The organism is Planctomycetota bacterium (assembly GCA_016207825.1).
In the GTDB taxonomy this organism is placed as follows: Bacteria; Planctomycetota; MHYJ01; order JACQXL01; family JACQZI01; genus JACQZI01.
On the sequence record JACQZI010000033.1, the window covers coordinates 1 to 15637 of the forward strand.

The following is a 15637-nucleotide window of genomic DNA, read 5'->3' on the forward strand; positions in this document are numbered from 1 at the left end:
AGTCTCTGTCCCGTCAAAGTTATTCAATAGACCTCTTTCAAAGGTGCAGCCGACTATCCAGTTCTTGGTGAAATTCGTATCCTGGCCGATGGTATCGGCCGTTGACACCGCCCCACCCGATGACACCTGGTATTGCTTTGACGCATATAATCTGGTCGAATCCGTTACCTGGCTGGATACGCCTGCTGTCGTAGTGGCAGAACGCGTTCTTTCATTGGTCGTGCTTTCAGTTAACCCGTAATTAAAACTGTTGGTTAACTCTGTCTTTTCCCCTATCTTATTTACTGAGCTTAATCCCAGTAAAGCCGAATTGCCGTTCGTGCCGCTAGTCCCCTGGATATTTCCGGATAAATTATCCATAATCTGGATGGTTGAGCCCAAGCTTGTCTGGTGATTGGCCGGCCCCTTAAAGGTCGTCTGTTGGGACATATACATATTAACACGCTGGCTCAAGGCATAATTCGCCCTGACTGCGCCGACCGATGTATCGGAATTGGTTTCGCTCGTAATCTTAGCGAGTTTATTCTCCACGCTCTGGTAACGGTATTCGCCGGAAAGAGTGAGCTTTTCCGTCATATTGTAATTTCCCTGGAGGCTCGTAACTTCTGTCTTTTCCCCTCCGACTAACGCGCCTGAAACCAGGTTATAATTCTTAAGAAGCTCCTGGACATCATACCTAACGCTAAGATTAAGTTTATCGGTCAATTTATCGCTAATGCTTGTCCCGTATTTGGCCGTGCCCTGCTGTATTACCGCGTTGGAGGACATAAATCCCGGCCGCAGGTGCTGGTAATAAACATCCGTGGTTATATTCTCTATCGGTTTTGAATCTGCCTTGATATAATACGCGCTTCCTTCTGAGGATGATAAATTAGTCACTTCATTAAAGGTCAATCCGCCGTTAAGCGAAACATAATTCGGGATGCCGCGTGATTCGGACTGGGCATATTCCACCTTGACTTTAGTCTCAAGCGGCAGTTTTACCGTTAAATCCGCGCCGCCTAAGGTGTAATCCTTATCTAATTCCTCTTCGGATACATATCCGGTGCCGATTGTAACTTCGTCTATAGGCGAATAGGCCACCCTTCCTCCGTATACCCCTTCATTTAAATGGGTCCGGTCGGGCTCGTACTCGTAATCCACCACGATATACATCCCATTGCCGTTAAGGATATTGGTTGATATAATACTGCTTGTTGGGTCTACCGAATTAACAACCTGCTTAAAGATAATACGCCCCATGTCATAATCTATCTCGTAATCAACTCCCCTTGTTTTAATAATCGTCTCGACCGGTAAATTGGTCAGCTGGTCGCGGGAGACAAGCTTTACCTCTTCGCTTCCCTCTATCACATTCTTGTGCTTCAAGTAATAGAACGAGCCGCCGGTAGCGCGGAATTCGTTATGCGCCGCCACCTGGTATGCCCTGGCTCCAAACAGTTTTACCTCGGTATTCGGGATAAACAGATAATCAGCTCTATTATTATTCGTGTTCAAAGCCACCTTAGCTCCGTAAAGAGTCCGGTTATAGGCAAAAAGCTCATTACTCGCTAAATCTGTTTGGTAATTCCCAACCAAAACTTGAGACGCGGATGGCGTATGCCCGGCTGACAAATAGAATAGTCCCTGCGTATTGGTGGCATCCCATGCCACGGTTGAGTCATCTCCGTATAGCGGATAATACTTGTCCGGGTCTATGTAACGCGACATTGCCCGGTACCGGTCTCGCTTGCTGTCGAATGATGAAGTAATCGTATAATCTTTCTTGAATGTGCCTGACATATAATATGCCAATCTCCCGCGGGCGGTAAAGCCGTCGTCAAAACCTTCATTAACCTTGTTTGTATTTACGATATCCGTATTGCCTGAAGTGGTATTGTAGCCGGCAATGCCTTCGCCCAGGACTAATAAGTGTAATCCCTCTACGCTTTGCTTCGGGGACGTCGCTGCTGCTCCGGAGTCTGAAGAGTTTGTAGAGTTTATAGAGTTTTTGGAGTCTATTGGGAAGTTTACCTTGCATAATAAGCCTTCGGTTACCCTCACTATTTTAGGACTTTCTTTCACTTGCAACTTGTCACCTGTAACTTGTAACTTTAAGGCATGCGTTCCGGGAACGACTCCAGGCACGTGGTATTTGCCGTCTTTATCCGTGGTGATAACCGTTCCGTCTTCCATTATTATCTTGGCCTGGCCGACACCAACTTCCCCTTCATCCTGGATGCCGTTGCCATTGGTATCTTCAAACACCTTGCCGATAATCGTGCCCAAATCGAATATCGGGTCGGGCACGACCAGGACTTCTTCCCTGGCGATGTTTGAAGTACCTTCGGTAACCGGGGGCTTGTTATACCAGAACCGGGCATAGGCGCGGTTTTCGTATTTGCCGAAGGCTACACCGCTTCCCACGACCAATTGATAAGACACTACCTTTGTGGTCGCCGTTGCGGTTGTCCCGAACCAGCCGGCATCATATGTTAGTGTATTGGTATCAACACCTGCTGGATCAGTCCGGGTAATATTACCAGCCCCGTCTATTAAAATGCTTGACCCCTTTACATACTTAAAACCGGGCGGAATGCGGTCTATCAGCTGGGTTGGGTTGTTGATATCAGTCGGATCAACTCCATTATTGGTTAAAGTTATCTTATATGTCACGACATCACCAACTGAAACCTTTTGCTTATTCGCTTTCTTGGTTATCTGGATATCAGCCGGGTCTGTCCCGATAATGTAAAGAGTGTTATTCATGTTTCCGACAACCAATTGGCCGGTATTCATAATTGACACTGATGATATAAATCCGTTTGCCCCGCCGCCGGCATATTCTTTCGGCCACCCGCTAAGCGCTGTTCCAGCGGTGCCGGTATCTGTTAAGGCGTAAATACGCGATACGAAACCGTCATTCAGAGTCCCGAAATAAATGCGTCCCTTGGAATCAACTGTCGGCGAGCTTTGTATGCCTATTCCGGCATTAAAAGTCCATTTTTCAGAACCATCACTTTTGTTTCTTGCGTATAAATTGCCGTTATTGCATCCGACGTATAGAGTGGTTCCGTCAAGAGAAAGAGCGGCGGAAGACCAGATAGAATTACCTGCGCCTAAATTAACGCTCCATCCGACTGCACCGGTATTTGCGTTTATCTGATGGAATCTACCGGATAGATCGCCAACATAAATATAACCATCACCGGCAACCAGAGGAGTAGCTTTGACCTGCGCTGTAATCTGCACCCCCGTATTCCACAGTGTGTTATAAGTCCCGGGCCACATAGCATAAGGAGTTGTATCCTGATAGCAATACACCTTATTATCATTGCACCCGATATATATTTTTCCGTTTTTATCCAGCGCCGGGGATGATTCGAACGGACTGCCGCTGGGGTTAACCTGCCAAAGCAACCGACCCGCTGTCATATCATCATAGAGGGCATACAAAGTTGAACCCGCCGCAAAATAAACCCTGGTATTACTGGCGTCGCCAGTAATGGCCGGCGATGAAAGAATCGCGCCCATAGCAGTACCATATGACCAACGCGGCGCTCCGCCCACAAGGGGATAAGAATGCATAACGCCGGAATCATCCCCAAAATAGACGGCTTGTTTGACAGCGGATATTGCCGGAGAGGATTTAACCATTCCTACCAATGTACTCCACTGATTACCGGCATCTTTATTAATACAATAAAAACTTGACCCTGCCGCAGAATTGCAACCAAAATATATATTCCCGTCTTTATCTACCGCGGCGGAACTTTGAATAGACCCACCTGCAGGATATGTATGCGCTTCAGTTGTGCTGGTCGGGCCGGCGAATGTGGATTGACCGGTCCGGCTGACATTGCTTCTGAACATTATCTGAGAATACACGGCATCCGGAGAGGTCGAGCCGCCGTTATTAATGGCATAAAGACTGCCGTTGCTTCCTATATACAATGTCCCATCCGAACCAATTACCGGAATATTATATCCTGAACCGACTCCTACCGAATAAGTCCATTCAGGCGACACAGGAGCAACTCCGGTATCTTTTAGAGCGCAAACATAGTCGCCCATATCGTCATAAAAATATATTATAGGGTTAGGCAGGTTTTTCCCGATTGTGACTCCGTAATTAATTACTCCGGCAGCCGGCGGAGGGTCATACGACCAGCGCATAGCTAAAGATCCCGCGGTTGGGGTAACCGAGTAAAGAGAACCGTTATTAACAGCAAAATAAGTAACTTCCCCCGAACCGATTGCCGGGGCAGTAGTGATAGTAAAACCCACATTATAAGGATTATACTTATTCAGGCCGTCGCTTAAATTAAGTGCGTATATTTGACTGCTCACCGCCACATAGACAACGCTATTAGCCTCGTCAATTGCCGGAGCATACTTTATCTGGAAGGCGCCGAAATTACGGGACCATTTATTCCCGGAATTATCAGGGTTATGGGCAAACATATAGCCGTTTGTCGTTCCGCAATAAATAAACCCTTGGCTATCTATCGCCGGTGAGGCTTCAATAGAGCCCATGGCCGGGAAATAGTCCCATTTTGGAGAGCCATCAGGATTAACCGCATATAATTTGCCGTCGCCCGCCCCGAAATAAACCGTGCCGTCAGAGCCTATGGTCGGAGCTGAATATATAGAGCTGAATATTACTCCCGCACCGCTCGGATAATCCCATTTATACGCACCATCCGATGATCGCACTGCATAGAGCTTACTCTTCATTAAACCATCCATCGTGTTAACGCATATATATATGGTGCCGTCAGACCCAAGAGCAGGTGAAGCATAAATATATCGATCGTTACTGCCAATGTATTGGGGAATATCATAAACCCACCTTTTGGCGCCGGTTGAATCATAAGACTCAAGCCTACTAGTGGTTCCGATATAAACATTTCCTTTGCTATCCAAAACAGCCGCTGAAGTCATGCCACCCATGCCTAAAGCCGCCCATTTTAATCCGCCGGTTGTAGGTCCGGCATATTCCGCGCGGCTGGTATTTGCCAAATCACAATGCGCTTTAGGCCAGGCGGTATCTGCCAGGGTAGCATTATTCGGCATAAATTCGACCGTATTAGAAAACGTACTGTAATCAGGGCCCGGGTCAAGGCGGTATGCCCTTACTTTATAATAATAAGTAACCACATCCGTTATATCGGTATCCGTATAAGCGCTGGCAGGCGAAATAACGGCATCAAGGAAACTAAAAAAACCTTCACCCTCTTTTTTGCGGGCTATGATAAAACCGGTCTCGTCGCTTGAAGTATCTGTCCAGGAAATGGCGATTTCGTTGGTGGCAAGCACTATTCCGGTCAATCCGCTCGGTGCGGATGGCCAGGTGGAATCCGATGCCTCATTAGAATAAGAGCTATAAGATGGGTAACTTCCCGCGGTATAATATGACCGGGCACGGTAAGTATAAGTAACCGAATTAGAAAGCCCTAAATCACCATACCAAACAGTCGGACTTCCTGTAGCCGTCCCTATTTCCGCATAACCGCCGCCATTTTTTCGTTCCAATTTAAAGCCGGCCCAAGGCGCGGAATTATTCGTCCAGGAAATAGATATGGCATTTGCCGTATCTGTAACCATCGCCAATAGGTCTAACGGATATCCTAATCCTACTACCTGGTCGCTATTTAAAGTGCCGCTATAACCAACGGCGTTACGTGCTTTTATATAATACCAAAAATTATTAGTGCCGGAAGTGGTTGTGATAGTGTTATCCGTATAAGTGATAACCGACCCTGTTCCGGCAACGGCGCTAACCGTTATGGTGGATCCGAATGCGGGAGACCGTTCAATGTAAAAATCCAGTTCGTCGTCAGAATTATCCGTCCAGCTAATTACAGCCTGGTAAGAAGAAAGAGCTATTGCATTAAAAGACGAAGGTGCCGCCGGATAAGTTTGGGCAATAATTTCATCTGAATAAGGGCTGTCCGCCGCAGGGGAGTTCCGATAAGCCCTGACACGATAAGTATATATATTGGAAGGGGTGACTGTGCTATCGTCATACCAAGTATTCCATTGGCCGCTAGTCCCTATTTGGGTAAATGTTGTTTCTCCTTCAAACTTTCGTTCTATCTTAAAGCCATTATGATCACCATTACTATACGACCAACTCAAAGAGACCTTGTCAGGAGACGTATAAACCGCCTTTGATAGGTTTGTAGGCGCAGGCGGTGGCGTTTTTTGATAGGACTCATTGGAATAACTGCTATAATCACCGCCTCTGTAGGCTTGTATACGATACCAGTATTCGGTTGAAGCGCTGACCGTATCATCAGTAGCAGAAATCACATTACTACCAGCCCCAGGCGGAAGATTACTAAAGCTTCCGAACTGTCCTACTTTACGCTCTATCCTGAACCCCGTTTCGTCAATGGAATTATCCTGCCAGTTTAAATCAATCCTGGTTGGTGAAATAGAAGTTGCCACCATCAAAGAAGGCGCCGATGGATAAGTAATATCTGATGCAGTTCCAGACGTGCTTTCGCCGGCATAATTAGTTGCCTTTATTTTATAGGTATACGTTGTAGACGGCGATATACCGATATCATAATAAGTTAATTGCGTTCCCGAACCCTGGTTCGCGCTGACCGTCATAATGTGGGTAAAATCAAGGTCGCCCGTTTTTTGCCGCAATATTTTAAAACATAATTCCTCTATCGAAGCGTCCGTCCACCTGACCTGGACCTTACCGGATTGGGCGGTTACGCTTAAGCCGGTAGGTGTAACAGGAACAGCGCCAAAGGTATCTAATGTCTGCTGATTAGTCTCTGAAGGAGTGCTATCACCCTGGCTATTAAAGGCATATAACTTATAATAATACCTGGTTGATGGCTCCAAGCCAGTATCAGTATATTTTATAGTGCCTCCGTCAGATGGGTCTATCGTGGCAATAACGGTATACGCTTGCTCAGGATGATACGCACGCTCCAGCCTAAATCCTTCCTCATCAGAAGAACTATCCCACCAAGAAAGAATAAACTGGGATGAATTCACCATGTCAAAACTTATCCCTCCGGGCTGGCTTGGAGCACTGCCGGGCAGGTTTTGGGTTTGCGCTGAATTATAATTATAATCACTGTCACCGGCTGAATTATATGCACGCACCCTGTAGTGATATGTCGCATTAAAAGTTAAGCCGCTATCAAGATATTTATTGGTGCCTGTTGAAATATACCCAACAGCTGTATAAGGCCCGGCAATATTATCCGCCCGTTCTATCTTAAACCCATCTTCATTATCGGAGTTATCAACCCAAGTCAGTTTTATCTGCGAAGAAGAAGGCGCATACCCGGACAAACCGCTGGGAGGAGTGGGTGTTGTAGCCGGTGCAGGGTATGTGGTGGCTGAAACCTCGGTTGAATTACCGGTCTCGCCCTGGAGATTATAAGCCCTTATTACATAATAATAAGGCGTGTTTGCAAGCAACCCAACCGTATCGGAAAACGAGGTGACATTGGCATTAAGTGTGCCGGAAATAACTAATGTATATGGACCTCCTGATAACGTCCAGCGATATACCCTGAATTCTGTTTCATTCCATGAATTATCCTGCCAGGAAAGGTTAATGCGCTTGGCGCTTATGGCTACTGCTGAAACATTGGTCGGGGTAAGAGGCTTAGTTGCCGGCGGAGGATTGGTCAGTGCGTCATCTTGGTTAGATTGACCGCTTTCTCCGGCGCTGTTATACGCAGTCGCGTAATACCAGTATTTGGTTGAATGGTCCAAGCCGGTATCCGAATAAGATTCCACGCCTATTCCAACAGTTTTAATATAGTTCCATGTTCCCGTCCCATCTTTCTGGCGGTATATATAAAACCCTTCTTCATCGCCTGAAGTGTCATTCCAGGTTATATTAACCTGGGAATCAGAAACGGCAACGGCGTTTAAGGTGTTCGGCGGGCTGGGCGGATTAGTCGGCTGCGCCGGAGTGGTCGCGGAAGCCACCCCTGCGAACATACTGCCTCCCTGGGAGTTATATGCCTCTATTTTATAATAGAAAGTTGTGGAAGATGCCAAACCTGTATCTGAATAAACCTCTGTATTAGGGTCAATAGTGGCAATTTGGGTAAATGGATCTGTCCCGGTAGTATTACGGTAAAGCTTAAACCCCTCTTCATCGGAAGAATTATCATCCCAGTAAACGTCAATTGCCGAAGACGATACGGCGATAACCGTCAGGTTTGAAGGGGTTATCGGAGGATTAAGCGGTATTGCCGGAGTGGCTGCCGAAACCTCGGCTGAATTGCCGGTTCCCTGGAAGTTATATGACTGGACGACATAATAATATGTGGTGGAAGGGGTGACGGTAATATCGGAAAACGATTGGATACCCGGGTCAACCCGATACTGCACCGGATAAGGTCCTCCAAACACTTCACTGCGGTTAATATAAAATCCGGCTTCATTATTCGAAGCATCTGTCCACGTTACATTAATAAGGGCATAAGAAGCGGCTGTGGCAGTGGTCCCGGTCGGGGCTGCCGGCGGCGAAGAAGGAGCCGATTTGGTAGTCGCGTTGGTTTCATTGCTACCTCCAATGCTTTCACCCCATACATTCCAGGCGTAAATTTTATAATAATAATTGGTGGAAGGATCGACATCGCGGGGAGGATTAAGATCAATAAAGGAAGTAACCCCTGCTCCAACGGTCGCGTACCAGCCATAACTCCATGGACCATTAATACTCCGGTATATCCTAAACTCTGTTTCGTCATTGGAGCTATCATTCCAGGATAAATTAACCTGGGAGTAAGAAGGCGCGCTGCATGTGGCATTTGAAGGATTGTTCGGCTTGCCGGGTGTTGTAACTGACTTATCATTCTGCGGTAAATAAGTTTCAAAACCGCCTCCGCGGGCAAGCACCCTATAATAAAATGTTCCCTTTTCCCAAACCGTATTGTCTGTGTAGTTTGTGGTATTGGCGGAAACATCGATAATATTAATCCAAGAACCATCAATTCCTGTCAGGGAACGCCTGATAGCATAACCTTCTTCGTTTGAACTATCGGTCCATGTAATATTAACCGAGGTGTTAGTCGTAGCGGTTACCGCCACATTGGTCGGAGGATTCGGGGCAGTAGGTCCTGCCGGAGATGTGCCTCCGCTATCACTACCACCACCACCGCCGCCACCGCCGCCTGCAGCTGCACCAAGCACGCCGATCCCGCCCCAGAAATACCACTTGCTAAAGATAGAACCGCCTTTGGCCTGGGAAAGCAGGTTTTCAACCGGTCTTATATTGGGCTTAAAACCGGATGTGCCTTTTTCCATCCCCAGTTGCAGAAGCTCCCCAGTGGCGCTTTTCTGGTAACGGACGATTTTACAGCCGGCTGACTCCTGGCTTTTCATATATTCCTTAAAGCCGGGCTCGCTCAATCTTTCGCCGTTCTTGAAATATTCAACCGGATTTGAAGGACCGGAAGGTTTCTTAAGAAGCGTATCTTCCTTACATTCCTTGAAGATACGGTAATAATAATCGCCGTAGTTTCCACCCTGGTCCCTAATCAGCGATTCCCGGATGCTTTTTTCTATCTCGTCTTTAGCCATCTCTGCCGGGTAGACTATTTCCACCAGGTCGGCGGCATACGATAACGAGCAAGTAACAAGGAACAATAAAAAAGCAGCCAGTAAATACTTTATTTCTGTTTTCATTTTTTATCTTTAAAGTCAAGCGGAATCGGGTTATCCGTAATAAAAGAGGTTGCCCCGCTGTTCGAATACTCAACCGGTAATATCTGGGTTTGGTATCTCTCCTCGAATATCAGCATCTTCGCCACGCCGGGGAAAGGCAAACCGCTATCCGCAAACCAGATTTTCGTAAACTTGCTTACCGTCTCACCGGTAAGCGAGGCGGATTCCCTGATAAGGTAACGCTGGCAATCAAAGCTTCCAAGGCCTTTATTGTCGGCTTTTATGCTGATGTGTTCCGCTTCGCTTTTCTCGTTGGGTTTCTCAAACGGGATAATCAACATGCTGCCGAGCATCTCAGTGAAAAACTGTTCGGGGGAGTTTATCCCGGCGCTCTTGGACCAGGCGGTCGGGTTAATTTCTACCGGAAACTCGTTCGGAAGCTTTACCACCAAAGTATCCATCAAAGCCTGCCCGTTAGAATCAACCCTAAAGCGGACGGATTTCATCTGCTCGGTCTTTTCATTAGCCACCAGTTCAACTTCATAATAAGGCGGTGATTTCTTCGTATTTTCACCTATGACGCTGATTCTTAGGTATGCGGTGTTTATCTCTTTAAACCCGGCGTTATCCATCTGGCTTCTCATGATGCGGTATTTTATCCACGAGCCTTTGGACGGCTGTGATGCGGATTGCCCCGAGCCTTCGGCTAAACCAAGCAACTCGCTGCCCTGGTAAAAAAGGAAGGTTAAAGCAATTCCTGTAATAAGCAATAAAGCAAGGGTTACTTTCAGGTATCTTGTTTTCATAGTTATTTTATATAAGCAAATACCGTGCCATCCCGCCATAAGATGCCGAATCCGGCTTAAAATCGTTAACTAACGTAACTCCTTATAATTCATGATAATATATCTATAGCCTCGTATTACCGTTTGGTAACCGCTGTTACTAAAGCGCAACACTGATAATACCACTCACCTATATTAGACTTAGGGCCTTTTAAGGTTACCAAACGGTAATACGCTGTTACCACAATCAGTGATATCAAAGAACTTATTTATTGCCTAACGCCGTAGCCAATCTCCTGTCGACATCCTTGGCGCAGCGGAAGCCTATATAATTAGAACAGAAATTACCGGTTACCCCGCCGCAGGTACCCTGCTGGCGATAGGTATTCCTGAGAAACTTGGGGAATAATATCCACGAACCGCCCCTTAAGGTATGCCCTGAACCCTTCTTCCGGCTCATTTCTTTATTGTAATTATACGAATCCTCATAAATATCTTCGCACCATTCAGCGACGTTTCCAATCATCTGGAAGCATCCATAAGGACTTTTGCCTGATTCATACTTATTGTCTGCAGATGGGACAGAGCCGCCGGAGCCGGTAAGGGCATTATTACAGGCATTTTCATCCCAGTTATTTCCCCATGGGTATATAAATTCTTTGGTCCCGCGGGCGGCTTTTTCCCATTCAGCTTCCGTCAACAAACGCTTGCCCGCCCACTTGGCGTATTCATTGGCATCCTTCCAGGAAACATGGACAACCGGATGATCCATCCTGTCCTTAATCCCCTTGCCGTCTCCTTCGGGGTCGCGCCAATTAGCACCCCGGACTTCCATGAGTTCGCAATCCTTCCAAACCCAGCTTTTCCCCGATATTTCCGCCTCTGTTTTATAGTTCTTGTTGGATTTAACAAAAATCTCGAACTGGGCATTGGTAATTTCGTATTTATCTATATAGAATTCCTTTACATCAATAGTGGACTGCACCGGCTTTTCAAAGGGCTCCCCATCATCCGTTCCAATGCTAAACTGCCCGCCCGGCACGATAACCATTTCGGCATTATCATTATTTGATTTAATCAACCTGTAAACCCCGTCTGTTTTTCCGTTAATACTATCAGGGGTTATCCCGCAAAGCGCAAAAAAGTCCATCTCTATTTTGGTTTCCAGTTCGTCTAACGTTTTACCATTACCCGTTAACTTATCCGTATACTGCGCCTTTTCTTCTTCATCCAATTCAACCTTTGCCAGATTCCCTTTAAGGCTTATGATATGATTACGGGATTGTTTAAGCTCCCCTACCAAATCAATATATTCTTCCGGTGTTTTTACGTTGCCGACCGATTCATCCAGCTTGGCTACGGAATCCTGGTATGCCGTATAATCCTCTTTAAATAATCCGCATTCAATATCCCTGATTTTGGCAACGACCTTGTCGCCAAGCACTTTCAGGTATTTGTCTTTATCACATTCGCTCTTGAACTGTTTGGAAAACTCTAATTGCTCATTCAGTTTCTTTCCCTCCAAACCGGTTTCATAGCTTTTATAACGGTCTACCTGATAAGCCATTTGCAGGTCATCGAAAAGGGTGGCTGCCAATTCCGTTGCGGTCACGGCGTCAGGGTGTTCGTCTTTCAGTTCCTTCAAATCCGAAACCATCGTTTCTATCTTACCCAGGTATCCGGAGGCCTTCTCACGAGCCATAACCTTCACCTTAAAATACATCGCCGAAGGCACCAGCTCATATTCCTCTGTTTTTATATTGATGAAATCAGAATCAAGCTTGGGATACAATTTATCATACTGGTTTTTTGAATCGAATTTCATGATATCATTGAAACTGTTTTGCAAATTGCTCAGCTTGGTCCCGGTAAAAACAAGCGGGGATTCTTCGAGCATTTTCGCAGCCACCAGCGACATTATTTTCTTGTTCCATCGTTCGGTTAAGGTATCCTGGAGTTTCTTGAGGTCGTTGTTCGATTGGACCAAAGTGCTTTCGATTGTCCCGAATTCCTCCCATGCCGCATCAAGGTCTTTCAAAAGGAGCGCGTTGATTTTCGCCAGCCATTTTTTTATGAATGCGTCCTTAAGTCCCTGCAGCGGCGCGCTTTCCTTGCGCTCCAGCAAAGCGGAAGGCACCAGGTTATATTCCCTCCAGACAAAGTTCAGTTTATCACCCTTTTCTACCATGCCTTCTATTTTATCAGCCCATTTGGTAATCATGGAAGAACGGCGGTCGCTTACATCGTCATGCTCCTGGTATTTCGGGTCTATCTTGGTAAGGGCGGTCCAAGTCTCGGTAAATCTCGATTGCTTTATAAGGCCGTCAATCTGTACCAGGGCATTTTTGGTGGCGTCATTCAGGCTTGAGCCTGCCGCAGCACGGCCGTCTTTTCCCTGCGGCTTGAAAAGGACGCTGTATGCGAAAACACCTATGCCGATCATCAATACCGCCGCGATGCCGAATCCGATATAAAGCATCCGGCTGCTCTTCTTCTGGCGCTTGGCAAAATCCGAAACCATGGTCGCATCCAGCGCAGAGGTGGAAGCATGTATCGGCGCCTGCTGCGCCCTAAAAGCCTCCAAATCCTCGATGAGTTGGGCAGGAGAAAGATAACGGGCGTTCGGGTCTTTCTGGATGCACTTCATGATGATGGCTTCCAGTTCCCTGGGGAAATCCTGGGCGAATTGAGAAACGTTCGCCGCCGTATCGTAAATATGATGCCGTATCATGCTCATGGCGCTGTCGCTTTCAAACGGGATGCGGCCGGTCGCCATTTCGTACATGACGATACCGAGTGAATAAATATCCGAACGGATATCCGCCGCGCTGCCCATGCCCTGTTCGGGTGAAATATATTTGGGCGTTCCGATGACCGTTCCGGCCATGGTCGCTTCCCCATCGACATTTTCGTTTAATTTAGCCAGGCCGAAATCCATGACCTTGACTTTCGTTTCCATGATATTGACATCCATGACGGCCATGCTTTCGGAAACACTTCCCCCCGGCTGGCTGTCGGTCGGCGGCTTCATCATGGAACTCGAATAGGAAACCATGATATTGGCGGGCTTGATATCGCGGTGGACGATCTTGGCGGGCGATTCCCAGGCGGCCCTCAAGGCACGCGCCACCGAATCCGCCACGTAAACGATTTCATTTACCGCAAACTTGCGGCCGCGCTCGACGAACTTGGAAAGGGGCTGTCCCTGGACAAACTCCATGATGAAGAAATACTCGCCGTCTTTTTCACCGACTGAGTAAACCTGGATGATATGCTCATCCGTCATCGTGGCGAGTGTTGTCGCCTCGCGCTTGAAACGCTTGACGAATTCCGGGTCGGCGGAGAGTTCCTTTTTGAGGATTTTTATGGCGACTTCGCGGTTAAGGGATTTCTGTTTTCCGCGATAGACTTCACCCCAGGCGCCTTTGCCGAGCAGACGCTTGGTGCTGTATTCAAATTCGCCTATGGTCTTAATTTCAGCAGTTTGGGCAGGTTGTCCTGCCTGTTCTGTGGGGTCTGGCATAAGGGGCTGATTATAATAAAAACCTATGTTTTTGTCAACAGTATTTTTACTAAAATATAGAGATATTATATTATGTATTAAACAGCCATCCGGTTACATATATATAGGCGCCTCTACCCGGAACGCAGTGACGTCCCGGCGAATGCCGGGATACATTCCATAAAGCATAATCAGGCGTCCCGATACGCAGTGTCGGGGCCGCATCAGCCCCATTCTGGGCTGGGCGTCCCCGGAATTCCCGAAAATTATACTTGACCTGTAATGAAATGATGGTGAACAACTAATATAATAAAAACGGGGAGTGAATCTGGCCAGCAGGACATCCCGCGAGGGACCAGACCCACTCCCCATAAGCAAAAAGACACCAAGAATACATTAGGAAATGACAACCGTTTGTGCATGGGCAATCTTCCGGGTCGTCCGGCGGCACAGTGCCGGATGCCACCATAATAAACCGATATTCAACGACGTTTGCATCCGGGTGCATGCTGGCGCGGGTCTGGTCTGTGGTCACCCGGCAACGCACTTCAATATCGCCGCCGCCTAAGCCTTTCAATCCGATAATCGGCACAGTCGTAATCGGCGCACCGGGCGAGGGCTCGGTATCGCGAACCGTCAAACCTAAATTTACCCGGTCCGTATCGGAGACCAGCGGGCTATTCATCAGATACTGCCTTGCCATGGTGCGGATTTCTTTTTCATAAAGCTCGCGCGACTGGCGGTGCGCCAGGACATCAGCCCTGGTCCGGGTGGTTTTATTTTGCGCGGCGGTGTATAATGGTTCGTATGACATGCGTCGGGCACCAATAGCCATAACATCAGCCGGCGGAATGCCCCAGGTGACGGCGTTCGCCACCACCCGATTCACAAAATTCCCCTGGAAATTGAAAAAGTCATCGTCCTGTTTGGGGATGTAGTATTTTTTTATTGGCATTTTTATCTCCTTTTCCGCCCCGCTTTGCCCCCTTCGAGGACTCCCTATTAATCGGGGTCCTGCGGAGCGGGGCGGGACGGACCCGCCTTTGGCGGGCACGGTTTATATCGTTGTTGCTACGTCTTATATCCCAGTTGCTACAATTTATATCGCCTTTGCTATGAATCATATCCCCGTTGCTACGACTTGTATCCCTATTGCTACAAGCCATATTCCCATTGCTACGAGTTGTATCCCCGTTGCTACGGGTTATATTCCAGGGAATAAAGGTTATATTCCACGGAATACGGGTTATATTCCCTTAACTACGGGTAGTTATCACCTCCTTTCTCTAACCACAGATTTATCTGATAATCTGATTTTCTGATACACTGATACTCTGCCCTACGGCGGGACTCCTATGCAAGTAGCGTTTTCGAATTCTAAATAAGAGCTATCCGCTATCTTCACCCCGGCGCGGGTGCCGCCGCTGATATCACTGGCTAATTTATATACAATATAATAGGTCTTGGGCGTGGTGGTTACCTGCCAGCGGTTCATATTGAGGTAACACGTGCCGTTGGTAAAATTGCCTTTGGAGATAAGCGTATCGCCAACATCCCAGAAACCGTTATTATTATTTTCCATCCAGATTTGGACTTCTATTTTGTTATCCGGGCAGGGGGTCGCAACGCCTGTAACGCCCTTATCTATCCGGAACTTCTTCCAGCGTGCTGTGCCGGAAATGGTATTTGCGTTAAACTTGACATAAGCGATAGA

Annotated in this window: 5 protein-coding genes; all 5 read right to left on the reverse strand. The window is 47.2% G+C overall.

All coding sequences use genetic code 11. From position 1 onward, the window contains the following. Window positions 1-9657 (reverse strand): PQQ-binding-like beta-propeller repeat protein (locus HY811_11200; protein ID MBI4835365.1); only part of this gene is annotated, 9657 nt, incomplete at its 3' end. Then, window positions 9654-10442 carry a hypothetical protein gene (locus HY811_11205; GenBank protein MBI4835366.1) on the reverse strand — a complete coding sequence of 263 codons (789 nt, stop codon included), beginning with the start codon at window positions 10440-10442 and terminating at the stop codon, window positions 9654-9656. The genes HY811_11200 and HY811_11205, both read right to left, overlap by 4 nt. A 244-nt stretch (window positions 10443-10686) precedes the next feature. Next, window positions 10687-13944 carry an SUMF1/EgtB/PvdO family nonheme iron enzyme gene (locus HY811_11210; GenBank protein ID MBI4835367.1) on the reverse strand — a complete coding sequence of 1086 codons (3258 nt, stop codon included), beginning with the start codon at window positions 13942-13944 and terminating at the stop codon, window positions 10687-10689. A gap of 280 nt (window positions 13945-14224) precedes the next feature. Continuing rightward, a complete protein-coding gene (locus HY811_11215) occupies window positions 14225-14878 on the reverse strand; it encodes a hypothetical protein (protein ID MBI4835368.1) in 654 nt (217 codons plus the stop codon). 384 nt (window positions 14879-15262) lie between these two features. Beyond that, on the reverse strand, window positions 15263-15637 hold a 375-nt coding region (locus HY811_11220), incomplete at its 5' end, for a hypothetical protein (GenBank protein MBI4835369.1).

What these genes read in the sequence shown, in the direction of transcription:
- HY811_11205 (MBI4835366.1), bottom strand. Translation starts at nt 10,442, where the DNA reads ATGAAAACAAGATACCTGAAAGTAACCCTTGCTTTATTGCTTATTACA.
- HY811_11210 (MBI4835367.1), bottom strand. Translation starts at nt 13,944, where the DNA reads ATGCCAGACCCCACAGAACAGGCAGGACAACCTGCCCAAACTGCTGAA.
- HY811_11215 (MBI4835368.1), bottom strand. Translation starts at nt 14,878, where the DNA reads ATGCCAATAAAAAAATACTACATCCCCAAACAGGACGATGACTTTTTC.